This window comes from Rhizobium oryziradicis, assembly GCF_001939045.1.
In the GTDB taxonomy this organism is placed as follows: domain Bacteria; phylum Pseudomonadota; class Alphaproteobacteria; order Rhizobiales; family Rhizobiaceae; genus Allorhizobium; species Allorhizobium oryziradicis.
Genome location: NZ_MKIM01000028.1, coordinates 330,166 through 348,104, shown reverse-complemented (window position 1 = coordinate 348,104; position 17,939 = coordinate 330,166). Strand labels below are relative to the sequence as shown.

The 17,939-nt window shown below is 54.1% G+C and carries 21 protein-coding genes; 5 read left to right on the top strand and 16 right to left on the bottom strand.

Annotated features, from left to right (window positions below; genetic code table 11):
• Positions 1–107: 107 nt before the first annotated feature.
• The 4 genes from BJF95_RS17155 to sseA all read left to right on the top strand — a co-directional run bounded on the left by BJF95_RS17155 (position 108) and on the right by sseA (position 4,959).
• Entirely contained in the window at positions 108–1,562 is a 1,455-nt protein-coding gene (locus BJF95_RS17155; protein WP_075640658.1) for a cryptochrome/photolyase family protein, read from the top strand.
• A 162-nt stretch (positions 1,563–1,724) separates the two neighbouring features.
• Positions 1,725–2,762 carry a cysteine synthase A gene (locus tag BJF95_RS17150; RefSeq protein ID WP_075640657.1) on the top strand — a complete coding sequence of 346 codons (1,038 nt, stop codon included), beginning with the start codon at positions 1,725–1,727 and terminating at the stop codon, positions 2,760–2,762.
• 8 nt (positions 2,763–2,770) lie between these two features.
• A complete protein-coding gene (locus BJF95_RS17145) occupies positions 2,771–3,508 on the top strand; it encodes an alanyl-tRNA editing protein (protein WP_075641106.1) in 738 nt (245 codons plus the stop codon).
• A 17-nt stretch (positions 3,509–3,525) separates the two neighbouring features.
• The gene (sseA, locus tag BJF95_RS17140) at positions 3,526–4,959 is read left to right on the top strand and encodes a 3-mercaptopyruvate sulfurtransferase (protein ID WP_075640656.1); all 1,434 of its coding nucleotides are present in this window, start codon (positions 3,526–3,528) and stop codon (positions 4,957–4,959) included.
• Between the two features lie 161 nt (positions 4,960–5,120).
• Here sseA and BJF95_RS17135 read toward each other — a convergent pair whose 3' ends face one another.
• The 3 genes from BJF95_RS17135 to BJF95_RS17125 all read right to left on the bottom strand — a co-directional run bounded on the left by BJF95_RS17135 (position 5,121) and on the right by BJF95_RS17125 (position 8,349).
• On the bottom strand, positions 5,121–6,443 hold the full coding sequence (locus BJF95_RS17135) for an MFS transporter (RefSeq protein ID WP_425348703.1): 1,323 nt from the start codon (positions 6,441–6,443) through the stop codon (positions 5,121–5,123).
• 108 nt (positions 6,444–6,551) lie between these two features.
• Positions 6,552–6,935: a ribosomal maturation YjgA family protein gene (locus BJF95_RS17130; protein WP_245297357.1), complete on the bottom strand. Its 384-nt coding sequence runs from the start codon at positions 6,933–6,935 to the stop codon at positions 6,552–6,554.
• A gap of 202 nt (positions 6,936–7,137) precedes the next feature.
• Complete coding sequence (locus BJF95_RS17125; protein WP_075640654.1) at positions 7,138–8,349, bottom strand: serine hydrolase domain-containing protein; 1,212 nt, start codon at positions 8,347–8,349, stop codon at positions 7,138–7,140.
• A gap of 39 nt (positions 8,350–8,388) precedes the next feature.
• Between BJF95_RS17125 and BJF95_RS17120 the strand changes: the two genes are divergently transcribed.
• On the top strand, positions 8,389–9,348 hold the full coding sequence (locus tag BJF95_RS17120) for a helix-turn-helix domain-containing protein (protein WP_175577282.1): 960 nt from the start codon (positions 8,389–8,391) through the stop codon (positions 9,346–9,348).
• 444 nt (positions 9,349–9,792) lie between these two features.
• Here the strand turns inward: BJF95_RS17120 and rplQ are convergent, their stop codons facing one another.
• The 13 genes from rplQ to rpsN form a co-directional block, all read right to left on the bottom strand.
• Positions 9,793–10,218: a 50S ribosomal protein L17 gene (gene rplQ / locus BJF95_RS17115; protein ID WP_075640652.1), complete on the bottom strand. Its 426-nt coding sequence runs from the start codon at positions 10,216–10,218 to the stop codon at positions 9,793–9,795.
• A gap of 134 nt (positions 10,219–10,352) precedes the next feature.
• Complete coding sequence (locus BJF95_RS17110; protein ID WP_075640651.1) at positions 10,353–11,363, bottom strand: DNA-directed RNA polymerase subunit alpha; 1,011 nt, start codon at positions 11,361–11,363, stop codon at positions 10,353–10,355.
• A 97-nt stretch (positions 11,364–11,460) separates the two neighbouring features.
• Positions 11,461–11,850: a 30S ribosomal protein S11 gene (gene rpsK / locus BJF95_RS17105; RefSeq protein ID WP_007598338.1), complete on the bottom strand. Its 390-nt coding sequence runs from the start codon at positions 11,848–11,850 to the stop codon at positions 11,461–11,463.
• 134 nt (positions 11,851–11,984) lie between these two features.
• Positions 11,985–12,353 carry a 30S ribosomal protein S13 gene (gene rpsM, locus BJF95_RS17100; RefSeq protein ID WP_075640650.1) on the bottom strand — a complete coding sequence of 123 codons (369 nt, stop codon included), beginning with the start codon at positions 12,351–12,353 and terminating at the stop codon, positions 11,985–11,987.
• Positions 12,354–12,580: 227 nt separating this feature from the next.
• Positions 12,581–13,231 carry an adenylate kinase gene (locus tag BJF95_RS17095; protein WP_075640649.1) on the bottom strand — a complete coding sequence of 217 codons (651 nt, stop codon included), beginning with the start codon at positions 13,229–13,231 and terminating at the stop codon, positions 12,581–12,583.
• On the bottom strand, positions 13,228–14,568 hold the full coding sequence (secY, locus tag BJF95_RS17090; protein ID WP_075640648.1) for a preprotein translocase subunit SecY: 1,341 nt from the start codon (positions 14,566–14,568) through the stop codon (positions 13,228–13,230). The genes BJF95_RS17095 and secY overlap by 4 nt, the downstream gene beginning before the upstream one ends.
• A gap of 238 nt (positions 14,569–14,806) precedes the next feature.
• The gene (rplO, locus tag BJF95_RS17085) at positions 14,807–15,286 is read right to left on the bottom strand and encodes a 50S ribosomal protein L15 (protein ID WP_075640647.1); all 480 of its coding nucleotides are present in this window, start codon (positions 15,284–15,286) and stop codon (positions 14,807–14,809) included.
• Between the two features lie 16 nt (positions 15,287–15,302).
• Entirely contained in the window at positions 15,303–15,503 is a 201-nt protein-coding gene (gene rpmD, locus BJF95_RS17080) for a 50S ribosomal protein L30 (protein WP_075640646.1), read from the bottom strand.
• A gap of 11 nt (positions 15,504–15,514) precedes the next feature.
• Positions 15,515–16,084, bottom strand: coding sequence for a 30S ribosomal protein S5 (rpsE, locus tag BJF95_RS17075; protein ID WP_075640645.1), 570 nt, complete (start codon positions 16,082–16,084; stop codon positions 15,515–15,517).
• A 156-nt stretch (positions 16,085–16,240) separates the two neighbouring features.
• Positions 16,241–16,603 (bottom strand): 50S ribosomal protein L18, encoded by a 363-nt coding sequence (gene rplR, locus BJF95_RS17070; RefSeq protein ID WP_075640644.1) that lies wholly within the window; start codon positions 16,601–16,603, stop codon positions 16,241–16,243.
• Between the two features lie 12 nt (positions 16,604–16,615).
• Positions 16,616–17,149, bottom strand: coding sequence for a 50S ribosomal protein L6 (rplF, locus tag BJF95_RS17065; RefSeq protein ID WP_075640643.1), 534 nt, complete (start codon positions 17,147–17,149; stop codon positions 16,616–16,618).
• A 42-nt stretch (positions 17,150–17,191) separates the two neighbouring features.
• Entirely contained in the window at positions 17,192–17,590 is a 399-nt protein-coding gene (gene rpsH / locus BJF95_RS17060; protein WP_075640642.1) for a 30S ribosomal protein S8, read from the bottom strand.
• Positions 17,591–17,602: 12 nt separating this feature from the next.
• Entirely contained in the window at positions 17,603–17,908 is a 306-nt protein-coding gene (gene rpsN / locus BJF95_RS17055; RefSeq protein ID WP_075640641.1) for a 30S ribosomal protein S14, read from the bottom strand.
• Between the last annotated feature and the right edge of the window lie 31 nt (positions 17,909–17,939).

Below are 17,939 nucleotides of genomic sequence, written 5' to 3'. Positions count from 1 at the left end.
GCGGCACCCCAACCTCTTTACCTCAGCCATTCTTTTCAAAAGCCAACACTGATCCATCCCATGTGCGGTGGCGTATAGCGACCATATAATCCTATGCGAGTTCGTCAATGCCCTCACCTATATCAGCAACACTCGTCTGGTTTCGCAAGGATTTGCGGCTGGGCGACAACAGAGCATTGGTTGCGGCCATTCAAAACGGCCAACCGGTTATCGCCATCTATATCCGCGAGCCTCAGAATGCTGAGACAGGACCATTGGGTGCCGCGCAAGCCTGGTGGCTGCATCATTCGCTCAAAAGCCTCGCCGACGCTTTGCAACAGCGCGGGAGCCGGTTGATTTTACGAAGCGGGCCAGCCGCCACCGTGCTTGAAGACCTGATCCGGGAAACCGGAGCAAATGCTGTGCATTGGAACCGTCGCTACGATCCGGCGGGCATGGCCATAGATACCGAAATCAAAACCCGTTTGCGACAGGCAGGCTTGGAGGCGCGCAGTCACAGCGGCTTTCTTTTGCACGAGCCATCACAGGTCAAGACCGGCTCGGGTGGCCCTTACCGAGTCTACACGCCATTTTGGCGCGCCATTGAGCGCGGCGGAGATCCACCGCCGCCCCTCGCGGCACCCGATGCGCTCCAAGCGCCAGCCAATTGGCCAGACAGCGACGCTCTTGAAAGCTGGAAGCTGTTGCCGACCAAGCCCAATTGGGCCAAATCATTCGAAGGAATTTGGACACCCGGTGAGGATGGAGCGCAAAAGAGGCTGGAACATTTCCTCAAGGTCGGCATAAAGGGCTATCGCAGCCGGCGGGATTTTCCGGCCGCCGATTCCACCTCGCAGCTTTCCGCCCATTTGGCGCTGGGTGAAATTTCGCCCGCGCGTATCTGGCATGGCACGCTTGATCTGCCGGATGCGATAGCCAGCGAAGACATTGTGCATTTTCGAAAAGAGCTGGTCTGGCGCGATTTTTCCTATCATTTGCTGTTTCACTTTCCGACATTGCGAGAGGAAAACTGGAACGCCAAGTTTGATGGCTTCCCTTGGGTCAAGAACCAGACTCTGCTGCAAGCCTGGCAGCAAGGGCGCACGGGCTATCCGATTGTGGATGCTGGCATGCGCCAGCTCTGGCAGCATGGCACGATGCACAACCGCGTGCGGATGATTGCCGCATCCTTTCTGATCAAGGATTTGATGATCGACTGGCGCGATGGTGAAGCCTGGTTCCGCGACACTTTGGTCGATGCCGATCCGGCTTCAAATGCCGCGAGCTGGCAATGGGTTGCAGGCTCGGGGGCCGATGCCTCGCCGTTTTTCCGTATTTTCAATCCAATCACCCAAGGCGAAAAATTTGACCCGGACGGTGCCTATATTCGTCAGTTTCTGCCGGAACTTGCCAAGCTTCCCAACAGCTTGATCCATAAACCATTTGAGGCCCCCACGCCGATTTTGGCAAAAGCGGGCGTTGTTCTTGGCTCAACTTATCCTGCGCCAATTGTCGAGCATAAGCTGGCCCGTGAAAAGGCGCTGGCCGCCTATAAGGCGCTGTCTGCGGATGATGTTGATTGAGGCAAGGTTTTTCGTCTTTCACCCTTGCCGCGCAATGACGTTTCTTGTCATTCAAGCCCTGTAGGTTGAAAACACGCACTGTTTTTACGCATTTTCGCACGCAAAACTGCTATACATTTTTGCTGGAAATGCTCTATCTTCCGGGAAACAGAAAGCGTGATCATGGCATTTCACCCCTCCGTACTTGAAGCGATTGGCAACACGCCGCTCATTCGGCTAAAGGCGGCCTCACAGGCCACGGGCTGCACCATTCTCGGGAAGGCTGAATTTCTCAACCCCGGTCAGTCCGTCAAGGATCGCGCCGCCCTCTATATCATCAAGGATGCAGAGCGCCGCGGCCTGTTGCGTCCCGGCGGCGTGATTGTTGAAGGCACCGCTGGCAACACCGGCATTGGCCTGACGCTGGTGGCCAAAGCGCTTGGCTATCGAACCGTGATCGTCATTCCTGAAACGCAAAGTCAGGAAAAGAAGGACGCGCTGCGCCTTTTGGGAGCAGAGCTTGTCGAGGTGCCAGCCGTTCCCTATAAAAACCCCAATAATTACGTGAAGCTCTCGGGCAGACTGGCAGCGGAGCTTGCCAAGACGGAACCCAATGGTGCCATCTGGGCCAACCAGTTTGACAACACGGTCAACCGCGACGCCCATATCGAAACCACCGCGCGCGAGATTTTCGAACAAACCGCTGGCGAGGTTGATGGTTTTATTTGTGCCGTTGGCTCTGGCGGCACGCTGGCTGGCACCGGCATGGGTCTTCGCAATCTCAAGCCTTCCGTCAAGATCGGTCTGGCCGATCCAGAAGGCGCTGCCCTTTATGAGTTCTACACCAATGGCGAGCTGAAATCCTCCGGCTCTTCCATCACCGAAGGCATTGGCCAAGGGCGCATCACCGCCAATCTCGAAGGTTTCACGCCTGATTTTGCCTATCAGATCCCCGATGCCGAAGCGCTGCCGATTGTGTTTGATCTGGTCGAGAATGAGGGGCTTTGCCTTGGTGGCTCCTCTGGCATAAACATTGCCGGTGCCATTCGCTTGGCGCGGGATCTTGGCCCCGGCCACACCATCGTGACCATTCTGTGCGATTACGGCAATCGCTATCAGTCCAAACTGTTCAACCCCGATTTTCTCAAGCAAAAAGGTCTGCCCCAGCCCGAATGGATCAGCACCAAGCCTGATTTTGCTATTCCCTTTGAGACGCCTTAAGGATGCCCATGCCCACATTGCCTCTGTTTCGCGACGATTTTTATCTTTCAACAGCAGAGGCCAATGTCACGGCTGTGCATGAAGACGGCTCGATCGAGCTGGACCAGACATGCTTCTACGCCACCTCCGGCGGTCAGCCGGGGGACACAGGCTTCCTGGAGCGCGCTGATGGCTCCAGGATTCAACTCGGCGTCACCGTGCATGGCGCGGATAAGAGCATCATTTTGCACAAGCCACTGGACGGTGCGCCATTGCCAGAGGTGGGCGAAGCGCTGGTTTTGCACATTGATTGGCCCCGTCGCTACAAGCTGATGCGCATGCACACGGCTTGCCACCTTCTCTCCGTTGTCTGCCCCTATCCCATCACCGGTGCCGCTGTCGGTGAAGATGAGAGCCGGGTGGATTTTGATATGAGTGAAACCATCGATCGCGCCACAGTCAGCGAAGACATGATGCGGCTGGTGGATGAAAACCACCCGGTTTTTCTCAACTGGATCACCGACGACGAGTTGCGTGCCAATCCGAATATCGTAAAATCCAAAAATGTTCGACCACCGCTGGGTTTGGGTCGCGTTAGCCTTGTTTGCATTGGAGAGAACTCCACCGTTGACAGCCAGCCCTGTGGCGGCACACATGTCTCTGAGACCCAGGAAGTCGGTGCGATTCACATCGCGAAAATCGAGAAAAAGGGCAAGGAGAACCGGCGGTTCCGACTTCGCTTCGGCACGCTGGATGCTTTGGCCTGATAGCAACGGAGAAAAGCATGTCCGCGGAGAGAAGCCGGTTTATCGTGTCTGCCGAGTGGGTGCGCAAGCAATTGGGGGCACCGCAGTTTCGCATCGTAGACGCCTCATGGTATCTGCCCGCCCATAACCGTAATGCCGCGGTGGAATATTCCGAAGGCCATATTCCCGGCGCTGTGTTTTTCGATCAGGATCAGATTGCGGACAACTCGTCTTCCTTGCCACACACTTTGCCATCGCCCGAAAGCTTTGCCGAGGCAGTCGGCAAGCTCGGAATTTCTGATACAGATACCATCGTGGTCTATGATGGGCCCGGACTATTTTCCGCACCTCGCGTGTGGTGGATGCTGCGCGTGATGGGTGCGCGCGATGTGTTTGTGCTGGATGGCGGTCTCGACGGCTGGAAGCAGCAGGGCCTGCCTTTGGAAACCGACCTGCCGGAACCTGCACCCGCAACCTTCCATGCAGAGTTCAATGAAGCCCGCGTCACATCCTTTGCAGATATGCGCAAAATTGTTGATGAGGGCACCAGACAGATTACTGATGCCCGCCCCGCTGGCCGCTTTACCGGCGATGATGCCGAGCCGCGTGCGGGCATGCGCTCTGGCCATATGCCGGGTGCGCGCTCGGTGCCAGCCTCTGTTTTAAGCGAAAACGGCCATTTGAAAGATCTCTCAACGCTACGCTCCATTTTTATGGAGGCGGGTGTTGATCTGACGAAGCCGGTTGTGACCAGTTGCGGATCGGGCGTGACAGCGGCGGTGATTACGCTGGCGCTCGAATCCATCGGTCATCGCAACAACACACTTTATGATGGCTCGTGGTCGGAATGGGGCTCTAAAAAAGACACGCCGGTTGTGACCGGCCCGGCCGACGCCATTGACGGCACCCTGCCAGCACCGCTAAGCGCCCACGTCACCAAGCTGGAGATGACGTCAGCCCCCAAGACCAGCTTGCCGGTGCCGATCAATATTCAGACCGCGATCATTCGTGCCACCGATATGCCGCTGGCCTATTATCGGTTTCTCTATCGTCAGGTTGGCGGGCGCTGGCATTGGTATAAACGCCTCAAGATGAGCGATAGCGCCTTGCAGGCGGTCATTCACAACAAAGATGTGTCAATTTCAGTGCTCTATGTGAACGGCGCTCCAGCGGGCTTTTTTGAGCTGAGCGAACAAGCCGACAACGTGGTCGAACTCTCCTATTTCGGCCTGTTCGAGCATGCGCTTGGCCTTGGCATCGGCAAGTGGTTTTTGCTGCAAGCACTGTATGCCGCATGGCAAAGCGCGCCTTCAAAGGTGGTTGTGATGACCAACACGCTCGACCATCCGCGCGCATTGCAGCTCTACCAGCAATTTGGTTTTTCGCCTGTCGAGACATGGGAAGAGCTGGTGGTGCCGGCATCAGACGACGAATTGATTGCGCTGCTGCGCAAGGATTATCACATCGGTTAAAGGGTGTTGGCCGATGCAGCGGCAAAGTGCTGCATTGGCAACCATATCAATCCTAGAGTCTGTCAGGTTCAGATTGAACCTGACAGACTCTAGGATTGTTTATTTTCGTTTGTCTTTTGGGGAGAACCGGATTCCACTTTTCCCTGAAAAACTCTCGCGATTTATGCCGCAACAGCAACCTTTTGCTCATCGCCACGTCGGCCAATCAGCACCATGGAAAGAGCCGCCATCAGGCACAAGACGCCTGCGATGAAAAAGGCTGGCAGATAACTGTCATATTCTGTTCGACTAAAGCCACCACCCCAGGCCGCGAAGGCCGCTCCCAACTGATGGCCGGTGAAGACCCAGCCAAAAACCATATTGGAACGATCACCAAACCGATCTGCTGTCAGTTTTACAGTTGGCGGCACAGTCGCCACCCAGTCCAGCCCATAAAAAATGCCAAACAAGGAGAGTTCGTAGAAACTGAAATTGGTGAAGGGAAGATAGATCAGCGACAGGCCACGAAGCCCGTAATAGCTGAACAGCAGGATGCGACTGTCAAACCGATCCGAAAGCCAGCCCGAACCAATTGTGCCAAAAAAGTCGAAAATTCCAATCATGGCCAGAATGCCAGCGGCTGTCACCGGCACGATGCCGAAATCGCCACAGAGCGACACGAAATGCGTCTGCACCAAGCCGTTGGTGCTGGCACCACACACGAAAAACGTGCCAAACAGCACCCAGAATGTGCGTGTCTGCGCGGCATCTTTCAAGACAATCAATGGCGAAGCGAGCATTCCCTTAAACGATGTGGGTGCCGCAACCTGCACCGTTGCCGCGTCTGCACCAAAAGGCGCAATGCCGAGATCAGACGGGCGATCCCGCATCAACCAGAGAACGCCTACTGCCGCTACCAGCAACATGGACAACACGAATATCAAGGCCACACGCCAGCCATAGGCCTCAGTCAATGCGGCGAGCAACGGTAGAAAAACCAGCTGGCCAGTGGCTGTGCTGGCGGTCAACAACCCCATCACCAGACCGCGGCGCGATGAAAACCACCGCGTGACAACGGTTGCACCCAGCACCATGGCTGTCAGCCCGGTGCCAAGACCAACCACCACCCCCCACAGCACAAAGAGCTGCCAGACCGAGGTCATGAACAACGAGCCCAGAACGCCAACCGCGATCAGCACCAGCGCGGTTGATGCGACGCGGCGAACACCAAAATGGTTCATGAACGCAGCCGCAAATGGCCCCATAAATCCATAGAGGACAAGACGAACAGCAAGAGCCGTTGAGATCTCCGCTGTTGACCAGCCGAATTCTTTTTCCAGCGGGCCAATCAATACTCCCGGTGCGCCAACCGCGCCCGCCGTCACCAGCATTGTTAAAAAGGTGACCGCAGCCACAACCCAGCTATAATGAATGCCGCGTTTGGCGAAAAATGCAGGTAGCCGCAATGCCTTTACATCCCCCACTGCCTTTACATCCATTGTCATAAGGCCCATCTCTTTGATCTGGCGAACAGGAACAGCCGCGAAATCATCTGGCAAAAAACACCGCTTATTCTGCTCATATCCGCCTGCTTGCTTGCACACAAATGAAATTCATTGATGTTGCGATGAGCCGGACTGATCCTTGAGATGGCCCTTGCAAACTTTGCCGTACAGCCATTGCGTGATCAGCACCGCAAGCGCGATACCGAGCGTGTAAGCCAGAATATTCAATAAGGAAAACACCCTGCCAAGCAACAATGCACCCGCCATCGTTTCTCGAAAGGCATCCAATCCCGGTGTGTGAACAAGGCGTGATAGCTCAACCGCGATTGCCAGACCATTTGCAAGCAGCCACACAATCGCGGTTTTCTGTCGCGGTAAGGCTGCGGCCACCAGCAGATAGACCATAGCGCCCCAAAGCAGCGAGCCGCCGTATTTCACGATTAAGAATGATAAGCCAAGCCGATAACCAAAAGCCCTGAGCGACAGGCCCATCAGAATCACTAGAATTGCTGCAACAACCAGCCAGATCCGCCGAGAACTCTGGTCAACATGCATATGCTCAAGCCCTCACCTACTCAAAAATAACATGCTGCTTCTATAGCGGGCTGCGCATGAGGAGAAGCCGGCACCCTCTCGGATACCGGCTTCTTTTTTGTGATATTCCAATGGAATCGCTTTACCCAAACCTGCCCAGTTATTTCGCGGCGAGGGTTTCGGAAATCTTTTTGAAGAATGCCAGATTCTCTTTCTCAAATCCCAAAGGATTTGCTGGCGCGTCCAGCTTTACAATCACCGTATGGCTCTTTGGATCCACGTAGGTGAACTGATTGAACAAACCGATGGCCGAATAGGCTGACGAATTGTGAATTGTCCACCATTGGTAGGCATAGCCAACACCTTCATCCGGATCGACCAGCGACGAATCCTCAGGCGCACGGGTGGACAATGCCACCCAATCCTTCGGCACAACTTGATGGCCATTCGCTTTGCCATCGTTGAGCATCATCAGACCAAAGCGGCCGTAGTCTCGCAAGGTGGCATTGTAGCCAGCGCCATAAAATTCGCGACCGACATCTTCAGGCCCATCCAGTAGATAATAGGCGCTGGCCTCCATGCCTGCGGGCTTCCAGATCTTTTCGCTCATGTAGTTTGCACCCTTCTGCCCAACAGCGGCTTCAAGGACACAACCCAAAACGGATGTATCAAGTGTGGAATAATTGAATACTTTGCCAGGCGGATTCAACGTTTTTGCCTTATCGCGCGCGTAATCGCACCAGCGATATTTGTAACCCACCAGCGAGTTGTTATGCACCTCGGTCAGCTGCGTATCGCTGCCAAACTTGTAGACTTCCTGCCAGTCAATACCGGATCGCATCCGCAGCAGATCAAGAATGCTTACGCCTGCATAGGCCGTGCCCTTCCAGGCGGGCAAATAATCTTCAACCTTATCGTTGACGCTCTTGATCTTGCCTTCTGAAACAGCGATCCCCACCATGGTAGCCAGCAATGACTTGGCCATCGAGAAGGACATGAAACGTGTGGTGTCATGGCTGCCGTTTCGATAGATCTCCTGGACAATTTTGCCGTCTTTAATCACCAACAGCGCGTTTGTCGCGGTGCTCTCCAAAAAGCCGTTCAGGCTCTCATCTTTGCCATCGAACGTAAATTTATCTCCGATCGGACCAATCGCGCGCGGCAGAGGCGCGGCAGTTTTACCCGCCTCTACCGTGCGGGTTGCAAACATGTGATCCAGATTTTGGAAAGTGAGAAAATTCAGGCTTGGTTCCATCATGCCAGCGCGGGCATTGACCATAGTCGGGCTCAGCCACTTCGATTCTTCCGCGTGCACCACCGAAGTCGAAATTGCCAGTGCCAAAAGCACAGAACCGTGTATTTTAAGTGTCATAAACAACTCCTCCAATTGTTGACTGACCAAGGTTAAATGATGGGAATTGATAGAGCTATCCACCAGGAGACCGAGCCTTCGCCTAAAAATCAGGCAGACATCATGCCAGTGCGGAGAAACCATACCTATCTTGATGTCGGCGATTATTCGGTTTCGCAGCAAGACTGGAGCGTGCACGCAAACCAATTTGGCGCAGGCGCATTTAAAGCGACCCGTGAAGTGCTGGCGCTTGGCCAAATCACCATTATACGCGAACGTATCAACACGGCGGTGACGCAGGACACCACCAGCCCACGCGATCATCTCTGCCTGCTCTTTCCGCGCCAATCGCGACATGGCTGGCGCGTGAATGCTCATCACGAAAACGACCCTGTTGTCGCCATGCGCCGGGGAGGAACCGAGCTTCTGATCCAGCAGAGTGGCGAAAGTGAAATTATCAATATCGAACTCCCTTTAAAGCTGGCTGGCACTGACTATGGACGGCCAATTATCGAGTCACGGCCAATCAGTCCTTATGATGCTCAATTGCTGGATTGGTTGAACTGTCTGCTCGCCCAAAACACCCCGATGACCGCTGAAATGGCGGAGACGCTCGAAGATATTCTGTTTCTCCGTGTCATGCAGTGCCATCAAATGTTTCAAAGCGCAGACGTGATGAACCTCACCCGCCCGGCCCTCGTTGACCTTCTCAAAAAAATTGAGCACCGCCTCAACAGCGACGATGAACAGCCTTCCAATCTCGCGGCCCTGGCACACTCGCTTCAAACGACACCAGCTGAAATTACGTCAGCACTGCAAAAGGCCTATGGTTACAAGGTTGAACACTGGTTCCGAATCCGGCGGCTGAATGGCGCACGGCAAGACCTGATTCGCTCCAAAAATAAAAATGCGGTGACGGGAACGGCGACACAGTGGGGATTTTTCCACCTCGGACGGTTCTCAATGGAATACAAGGCGCTTTTCGGTGAAGGCCCACAAGAGACCCTACTCGCAAGATGAGTGGAAGGAATGCTGCAACGAACGAGGCAATGATGCCAGCCGGTTTGCAGCAAAGTGCCCTATGACCGGCCTCGAAAAATACGCCAGCAGTTCTCGCTCATCCTCACAGGACGTTCCATTTCGCCGCTGAGAACATCAACACCTTTTTGTGCGTGGCTCTCTCCCAATCAGGCCTTTGGCTGAACAATTGGCGAAATAGAGCGCTTGGCCACAGCTCGCCATCCTGTCATTCGTCATGTTTGCGCAGCGCAAACATATCAGAGTTTATCAGGGAAAAGTGGAATCCGGTTTTCCCGAATAGACAAACGAAAACGAAGAATTTTAGAGTCTGCCGGGTTCAGATTAAACCTGACAGACTCTAAAAAACACATTCATCTTCCTGAACAGCAAAAAGCCGGATGGTTTCCCATCCGGCTCCAACAAACCCTACGGTTTGATTTTTATTTATGCGGCTTCTGCAGCTTCTGCTTCAGCAGCCACGCGAGCCTTGTCGGCTGCGCCCTTCGCATCAACGTCGCGCTCGACGAATTCGATAACAGCCAAAGGCGCGTTATCGCCCTGACGGAAACCAGCCTTCATGATACGCAGGTAGCCACCGTTACGCGAAGCGTAGCGGGTCGCGAGAGCGTCGAACAGCTTGCGAACAGCAAGTTCGTCACGGATCTGCGATACAGCCTGACGGCGTGCATGCAGGTCGCCACGCTTGCCGAGCGTTACCAGCTTTTCTACGATCGGGCGAATTTCCTTCGCCTTTGGCAGTGTCGTTACGATCTGCTCATGGGTGATGAGCGAAGCCGCCATATTGGCAAACATTGCCTTACGGTGGCTTGCAGTTCTATTCAGCTTGCGGCCGGCCTTCTGATGGCGCATTGCTATTCTCCTTTAGTGCAGGTGCTCACATTCCGTGGCGACACTGCCGTTTCCTGACACATACGGGCACCCGGTTTTTCCTTCGGCCCGCTGTTTGACTGGGAAAGGCAGAGTTGAACCTGCCTTATCTGTTATTAATATTGGTCTTCGTAGCGCTTAGCGAGATCTTCAATGTTCTCTGGCGGCCAGGCAGGAACTTCCATGCCCAGATGCAGACCCATGGAAGCCAAAACTTCCTTGATCTCGTTCAGCGACTTGCGACCAAAATTCGGCGTACGCAGCATTTCTGCTTCGGTTTTCTGAATCAGATCACCGATGTAAACGATGTTGTCGTTCTTCAAGCAATTTGCCGAACGCACCGAAAGTTCAAGCTCATCAACCTTCTTCAGCAGAGCTGGGTTGAACGCCAGTTCGGTAACCGACTCTTCTTCCGTCTCGCGCTGTGGCTCATCGAAGTTGACGAAGACAGACAGCTGGTCCTGAAGAATACGAGCAGCAAAAGCCACAGCGTCTTCAACAGAAATAGAACCGTCGGTCTCGACCGTCATGATCAGCTTATCGTAATCCAGAACCTGACCTTCGCGGGTGTTTTCCACCTTGTAGGACACTTTCTTGACCGGCGAATAAAGGCTGTCGACTGGAATGAGACCAATCGGAGCATCTTCGGCGCGGTTACGATCGGCAGGAACATAGCCCTTGCCGTTGTTGACCGTGAACTCCATGCGGATTTCAGCGCCCTCATCCAGCGTGCAAATCACGTGGTTGGGGTTCAAAATCTCAATGTCGCCAACCGTCTGGATATCACCGGCAGTGACCACACCTGGGCCCTGCTTGCGAACAACCATGCGCTTTGCATCATCGCCGTCCATCTTGATGGCGATTTCCTTGATGTTCAGAACGATGTCGGTGACATCTTCGCGAACGCCAGGGATAGAAGAAAATTCGTGCAGAACACCGTCAATCTGAACAGCCGTTACGGCAGCACCACGCAACGAAGACAACAGAACCCGCCGCAAAGCGTTACCGAGGGTCAGACCAAATCCACGCTCGAGCGGCTCAGCAACCAGAGTTGCCTTTGTGCGACCGCTTGACGTGAATTCAACCTTGTTCGGCTTGATCAATTCCTGCCAATTCTTCTGAATCATATGTTTACCTTCCGTTCGTCGTCACCATTCAATCGTAACGACCGAGCATGAGAAGAACCGGGAGCATGCGAACATACACCCGGCGGATTAAGAATGATCAGACGCGGCGCTTCTTGCGAGGGCGGCAACCGTTGTGTGGAATCGGTGTTACGTCACGGATAGACGTAATCATGAAACCAGCAGCCTGCAGCGCGCGCAGAGCAGATTCGCGACCGGAACCTGGGCCACAAACTTCTACTTCCAGCGACTTCATGCCGTGTTCCTGAGCCTTCTTGGCGCAGTCTTCAGCAGCGATCTGAGCTGCAAACGGCGTGGACTTGCGAGAACCCTTGAAGCCCTTGGCACCAGCAGAAGACCAGGCAATAGCATTGCCCTGTGCATCTGTAATGGTGATCATTGTATTGTTGAAAGTCGAGTTTACGTGTGCAACGCCCGACGAAATATTTTTGCGTTCGCGACGGCGAATGCGTGTGGCTTCCTTGGCCATTCAATTTCCTTTCGTTGATCTCTTCACCGCCGTAACACCAGCGGCTCCACCAGGGCAGACCAATAAAGCCAACCCCTTAACTGCAACAAGGCCGGCACTGACGCGCCAGCCTTCAATTCGCCTGTAAGCGAAAATTACTTCTTCTTACCAGCAATCGCCTTGGCAGGGCCCTTACGCGTACGAGCATTCGTATGCGTACGCTGACCGCGCACTGGCAAGCCGCGACGATGACGAAGACCGCGGTAGCAGCCAAGGTCCATCAGACGCTTGATGTTCATTGAAGTTTCGCGACGAAGATCGCCTTCTACGCGATAATCGCGGTCGATAGTTTCGCGAATTGCAAGAACTTCAGCATCGGTGAGCTGATGGACGCGACGATCAGCCGTAAGGCCAACCTTGTCCATGATTTCCTGCGCGAACTTTGGACCAATCCCATGAATATAGGTCAGCGCGATAACAACGCGCTTTGCTGTTGGGATGTTGACGCCAGCGATACGTGCCACGCCTATTCTCCTTGCGTTCCAGTTGCCATCCGGCAAGTGGTGTCTCGTTTGACAGCCAATGTTAAGGCCGCCGATTTATTTGGGTTCTCAACAAGTCAAAAAGACCGACCCCGTCCCCAAAAGTGGAAGAACGCGCCGACCCCTGAACTATCGCGAGTTGGCGCGCTGTTTAACGGAATCAGGGGCAAAAAGCAACTGTTCCGCAAAAGAAATTCAACCCGATCGAATTAAAGACCGGAAAGAATGTTTTCTATCTCTGCCGTCACGCTGTCAATATCGGCCATGCCGTCAACAGAACGCAGCTTGCCCTTTGCATAATAATAGCCAATCAAAGGAGAGGTCTCCTTGTAATAGGCCTGCAATCGGGTTTTGACGGTGTCGCGATTGTCGTCGGGACGACGCTTGAAATGCGTTGATCCACATTTATCACAGACACCAGGAACCTGTGTCTTCAGGTTCTCATCGTGGTAACCCGCGCCACAGTTGGCGCAGGTGTAACGGCCTGCGATTCGGTCCGCGAGAATATCGTCCTCGACTCGGATTTCGACAACAGCCGAAAGCTCGATGCCCTTGGCATGCAGCATTTTTTCCGTCGCATCCGCCTGAATCAACGTGCGGGGAAAACCATCCAAAATAAAACCGTTTTCGCAGTCAGCCTGATCGATTCGCTCGGCAACAATCGCAATGACGATATCGTCGGACACAAGCTTGCCCGAATCCATCACCGCTTTCGCGCGTTTGCCAACCTCTGTCTGCGCGGCCACAGCGGCGCGCAGCATGTCACCCGTGGATAATTGAGGAATGCCGTGCTTATCAACAATTCTCTGCGCCTGGGTGCCCTTCCCGGCCCCAGGTGGTCCTAACAGAATTAACCTCATCTTCCCCTCTTCCCTCCACGCAACTTTGATTTCTTGATCAGCCCCTCGTATTGCTGCGCAATCAAGTGCCCCTGTATCTGTGCTACCGTATCAAGGGTCACGCTGACAACAATCAAAAGCGATGTACCACCAAGGGATAAGGGAACCCCTGTCTGGGAAACCAAAATTTCGGGAAGGATACAGACGAATACAAGGTAAATCGCACCAACCAAGGTTATACGTGTGAGAACATAATCGATATATTCCGCCGTACGATCACCGGGACGAATACCCGGGATGAACCCGCCGTGCTTTTTAAGATTATCGGCAGTGTCCTTGGGATTAAAGACAATCGCCGTGTAGAAAAATGCAAAGAAGCCGATCAACAGCGCGTAAAGCACCATATAGGCAGGCTGACCATGACCAAGCGCGCTGATAATGCTGGTTGCCCAGGCTGGCAAAGTTGATGTGCCCGTAAAGCCAGCCGCTGTTGCAGGCAGCAAAAGCAGAGAGCTGGCAAAAATAGCCGGGATAACGCCAGAGGTGTTCAGCTTCAGTGGCAAATGCGATGTGTCGCCCTGGAACATGCGATTGCCAACCTGGCGCTTCGGATATTGGATGAGCAAGCGTCGTTGAGCGCGTTCAAAAAACACGATCAGCGCAATGACCAGAATCGCGACAACAATCACTGTCAGAATCGCGGCAGTTGACAATGCTCCGGTGCGACCAAGCTCAAGAGTGCCCGCAAGCGCCGTTGGCAGACCAGCGGCAATACCTGCGAAAATGATCAGCGAAATGCCATTGCCGATACCGCGCGACGTAATTTGCTCACCGAGCCACATCAGGAACATCGTGCCACCGAGCAGGGTAACAACGGTCGAAATGCGGAAAAAGATACCGGGATCGTTGACGAGACCGGCTCCATGCTCAAGGCCAACAGAAATGCCATAGGCTTGCAGCGTGCCGAGCAACACAGTGCCGTAACGCGTATACTGATTGATAATCTTGCGGCCCTGCTCGCCCTCTTTCTTGAGGTTTTCGAGCGAAGGCACCACAGATGTCATCAACTGAACAATAATTGATGCAGAAATATAAGGCATGATGCCGAGCGCAAAAATCGCCATGCGCTGCACGGCACCACCCGAAAACATGTTGAATAGCCCGAGAATGCCGCCAGACTGGCCTTTAAAGGCTGCGGCATAGGCTTCCGGGTTCAGTCCCGGCAGCGGAATGTGCGTTCCGAGACGATAGACAAGAAGGGCGGCCAACGTGAACCAAATACGCTTTTTCAGATCCTCTGCCTTAGCAAAGGTAGAAAAGTTCAGGTTCGAGGCCAATTGTTCCGCTGCAGAAGCCATCAAATTCTCCGCTTCACCCCATCAGGTGCCCGATTCTTTATGGGAACACCGAAGGTAAAATTACTTATTTTCTTGACGAAAACGGAGCGATGCAGAGTTTCAAAATCAACTCAAAGCCTCACCCTCAGTTTTCCGAAATCTCCCGGAAGACGGACTTATTCCATCCATGGGTCGCGAGGCACACATATGGGAGAAAAATCGCCCGGTGTGAAGCACCCCGGGCGATTATATTCATCAATTATTCAGCTGCTTCAGCCTTAACGCCCAACAACTTGAGCGAACCGCCAGCCTTTTCGATCTTTTCGATCGCAGGCTTGGAGGCACCAGCAACTTCCAGCGTCACTTTCGCTGTCAATTCGCCGTCAGCAAGAATGCGAACGCCGTCCTTGATGCGACGAATCACACCAGCAGCCTTCAACGCAGCAACATCAATCGTTGCAGTCGCATCAAGCTTGCCAGCATCAATCGCCTGCTGAAGACGACCAACCGACACGGTAGTGAATTCAGATGCGAAGATATTGTTGAAGCCGCGCTTAGGCAGACGTCGGTAGATTGGCATCTGACCGCCTTCAAAACCGTTCACAGCAACGCCGGAACGAGCCTTCTGACCCTTGACGCCGCGACCACCGGTCTTGCCCTTGCCGGAACCGATACCACGACCTACGCGGATACGGTTCTTGCTGGAGCCTTCGTTGTCTTTAATTTCATTCAGTTTCATGACAAATTCCCCCGTCTCACTTCTCTTCGACGACGCGAACGAGATGCTGGACAGCACGGATCATGCCACGAACCGAAGGAGTATCTTCCAACGTGCGGACCCGATGCATCTTGTTGAGGCCCAAGCCGACGAGCGTCTGGCGCTGTACAGCCGGGCGGCGAATAGGCGAGCCGATCTGTTCGATCGTGATCGTCTTGGCTTCAGTGTTCTTGGCCATTTTTCAGCTCCTTATTCTTCAGAACCGTTGCCGGAAGCGGCACGACGGGCCTGCAGGGTCGCATACTTCAGACCACGCTGAGAAGCGACGTCCTTTGGATGAACCTGGTGCTTCAAAGCGTCAAATGTTGCACGAACCATGTTGTATGGGTTCGAGGAACCAGTCGACTTTGCAACAACGTCGTGCATGCCGAGTGTTTCGAAAACAGCGCGCATTGGACCGCCGGCGATGATACCGGTACCAGCCTTTGCGGAACGCAGAAGAACCTTACCAGCGCCATGGCGACCGTTCACATCGTGGTGAAGGGTACGGCCGTCACGCAGGGGAACGAAAATCAATTCGCGCTTGGCAGCTTCTGTTGCCTTGCGGATTGCTTCTGGAACTTCACGAGCCTTGCCGTGACCAAAGCCAACGCGGCCCTTCTGGTCGCCAACAACAACGAGAGCAGCAAAGCCGAAACGACGGCCGCCCTTAACAACTTTCGCTACGCGATTGATCGCGACCAACTTGTCGACGAATTCGCTATCGCGCTCTTCACGGTTCTGACGGTCGTCCCGCGAACCACGCTTTTCTTGTGCCATTGTCCTTTTCCTTTTTTCTTTTCCGGGTGCAATCGGCAGATTACAATATATGTCCGCCCTGCCCTGTTTGGGGTAAGCCATATCGGGCCGGGGCGACGTCCGGGTGACCGGCTAAAAAGCCGGAAAGCCGCCCGAGTAAACCCGGGCGGCAATTCATTAGAACGAAAGACCGCCTTCGCGAGCGGCTTCGGCCAATGCTTTGATGCGGCCGTGATAAATGAAGGCACCGCGGTCGAAGACCACTTCCTTCACACCAGCGTTAACCGCACGCTCGGCAACCAACTTGCCAACAGCGGCAGCTGCCGCAGTGTCAGCACCGGTCTTGAGCGAAGAACGCAAACCTGCGTCCAGCGTCGATGCAGCGGCCAAAGTGCGGCCAGCCACGTCGTCGATAACCTGAACGTAGATGTTCTTCGAAGAGCGATGTACCGACAGACGCGGACGGCCATTGGCCACCGCTTTGATCTGACGCCGTACACGGTTCGCACGACGTACAAGTGCTTCTTTTCTGCTTGCCATTTCGCGCGTTCCTTACTTCTTCTTGCCTTCTTTGCGGATAATCCGCTCTTCGGCATACTTGACGCCCTTGCCCTTGTAAGGCTCAGGACCGCGATATTCGCGGATCTCAGCAGCGACCTGACCGACCTGCTGCTTGTTGATCCCCGTGATCACGATTTCCGTCGGCTTAGGAACGGCAATGGTAACACCAACCGGTGGCTCATACACAACGTCATGAGAGAAACCGAGAGCCAGCTGCAGGTTCTTGCCCTGAAGCGACGCGCGGTAACCAACGCCGTTGATTTCAAGCTTGCGCTCGAAGCCATCCTTAACACCCTTGAAGATGTTTTCGATCATCGTGCGGGACATGCCCCACTTTGAACGAGCATCCTTAGAGTCGTTGACTGGCTTTACAACAACAGCGTTGTCTTCCAGAGCAACAGAGATTTCGTCATTTGCGACGAAGAAAAGTTCGCCTTTAGGGCCCTTTGCAGTCACTTTTTGGCCATCAACAGTGGCCGTGATTCCTGCAGGAACCTGAACGGGCTTTTTACCGATACGAGACATGTTTATATCCTGTCTGTTCGCTAGGGAGATCTCCGCGCTGTCTTAGAAGACAGAGCAGAGAACCTCGCCACCAACATTCTGTTCACGAGCCTGGTGATCGGCCATAACGCCCTTCGGAGTCGAAAGGATCGTAATGCCGAGGCCGTTCGCGACCTGCGGAATGGACTTAACCGATACATAAACTCGGCGGCCCGGCTTAGATACACGGCCGATCTCACGGATCACCGACGCACCTTCATAATACTTCAATTCAATCGTGATCTCGGACTTGCCGTTACCATGATCGATTTCCGAATAGCCACGAATGTAGCCTTCAGCTTGCAGGACATCCAGAACGCGCGCACGCAGCTTGGAAGCCGGAGTAACCACAGAAGCCTTACGGCGAGCGGCACCATTCCGGATACGGGTGAGCATATCGCCCAACGGATCAGTCATCGTCATTTGCCCGTCTCCTTACCAGCTCGACTTAACAATGCCCGGCACCTTGCCGGAATTGCCAAGCTCACGAAGCGCAATACGCGACATCTTGAGCTTACGATAGAATGCCCGTGGACGGCCGGTGACTTCGCAACGGTTACGAATGCGGGTCTTGGAGCCATCGCGCGGCATTTCTGCCAGCTTGAGGGTTGCCTTGAACCGTTCCTCAATCGAAAGGGACTGGTTCATGATAATTGCCTTCAGTTCGGCGCGCTTGCCGGCCTGATGGGCAACTGTCTTGCGGCGGCGCTTGTTCTTTTCAACTGCGCTTGTCTTCGCCATATCGAAGTTCCTCTTCTACGCTTGTCGTTAC

Coding starts and splice junctions, on each gene's coding strand:
- BJF95_RS17155 (WP_075640658.1), top strand. CDS start 108: ATGCCCTCACCTATATCAGCAACACTCGTCTGGTTTCGCAAGGATTTG.
- BJF95_RS17150 (WP_075640657.1), top strand. CDS start 1,725: ATGGCATTTCACCCCTCCGTACTTGAAGCGATTGGCAACACGCCGCTC.
- BJF95_RS17145 (WP_075641106.1), top strand. CDS start 2,771: ATGCCCACATTGCCTCTGTTTCGCGACGATTTTTATCTTTCAACAGCA.
- sseA (WP_075640656.1), top strand. CDS start 3,526: ATGTCCGCGGAGAGAAGCCGGTTTATCGTGTCTGCCGAGTGGGTGCGC.
- BJF95_RS17135 (WP_425348703.1), bottom strand. CDS start 6,443: ATGACAATGGATGTAAAGGCAGTGGGGGATGTAAAGGCATTGCGGCTA.
- BJF95_RS17130 (WP_245297357.1), bottom strand. CDS start 6,935: ATGGGCCTGTCGCTCAGGGCTTTTGGTTATCGGCTTGGCTTATCATTC.
- BJF95_RS17125 (WP_075640654.1), bottom strand. CDS start 8,349: ATGACACTTAAAATACACGGTTCTGTGCTTTTGGCACTGGCAATTTCG.
- BJF95_RS17120 (WP_175577282.1), top strand. CDS start 8,389: ATGGGAATTGATAGAGCTATCCACCAGGAGACCGAGCCTTCGCCTAAA.
- rplQ (WP_075640652.1), bottom strand. CDS start 10,218: ATGCGCCATCAGAAGGCCGGCCGCAAGCTGAATAGAACTGCAAGCCAC.
- BJF95_RS17110 (WP_075640651.1), bottom strand. CDS start 11,363: ATGATTCAGAAGAATTGGCAGGAATTGATCAAGCCGAACAAGGTTGAA.
- rpsK (WP_007598338.1), bottom strand. CDS start 11,850: ATGGCCAAGGAAGCCACACGCATTCGCCGTCGCGAACGCAAAAATATT.
- BJF95_RS17095 (WP_075640649.1), bottom strand. CDS start 13,231: ATGAGGTTAATTCTGTTAGGACCACCTGGGGCCGGGAAGGGCACCCAG.
- secY (WP_075640648.1), bottom strand. CDS start 14,568: ATGGCTTCTGCAGCGGAACAATTGGCCTCGAACCTGAACTTTTCTACC.
- rplO (WP_075640647.1), bottom strand. CDS start 15,286: ATGAAACTGAATGAAATTAAAGACAACGAAGGCTCCAGCAAGAACCGT.
- rpmD (WP_075640646.1), bottom strand. CDS start 15,503: ATGGCCAAGAACACTGAAGCCAAGACGATCACGATCGAACAGATCGGC.
- rpsE (WP_075640645.1), bottom strand. CDS start 16,084: ATGGCACAAGAAAAGCGTGGTTCGCGGGACGACCGTCAGAACCGTGAA.
- rplR (WP_075640644.1), bottom strand. CDS start 16,603: ATGGCAAGCAGAAAAGAAGCACTTGTACGTCGTGCGAACCGTGTACGG.
- rplF (WP_075640643.1), bottom strand. CDS start 17,149: ATGTCTCGTATCGGTAAAAAGCCCGTTCAGGTTCCTGCAGGAATCACG.
- rpsH (WP_075640642.1), bottom strand. CDS start 17,590: ATGACGATGACTGATCCGTTGGGCGATATGCTCACCCGTATCCGGAAT.
- rpsN (WP_075640641.1), bottom strand. CDS start 17,908: ATGGCGAAGACAAGCGCAGTTGAAAAGAACAAGCGCCGCCGCAAGACA.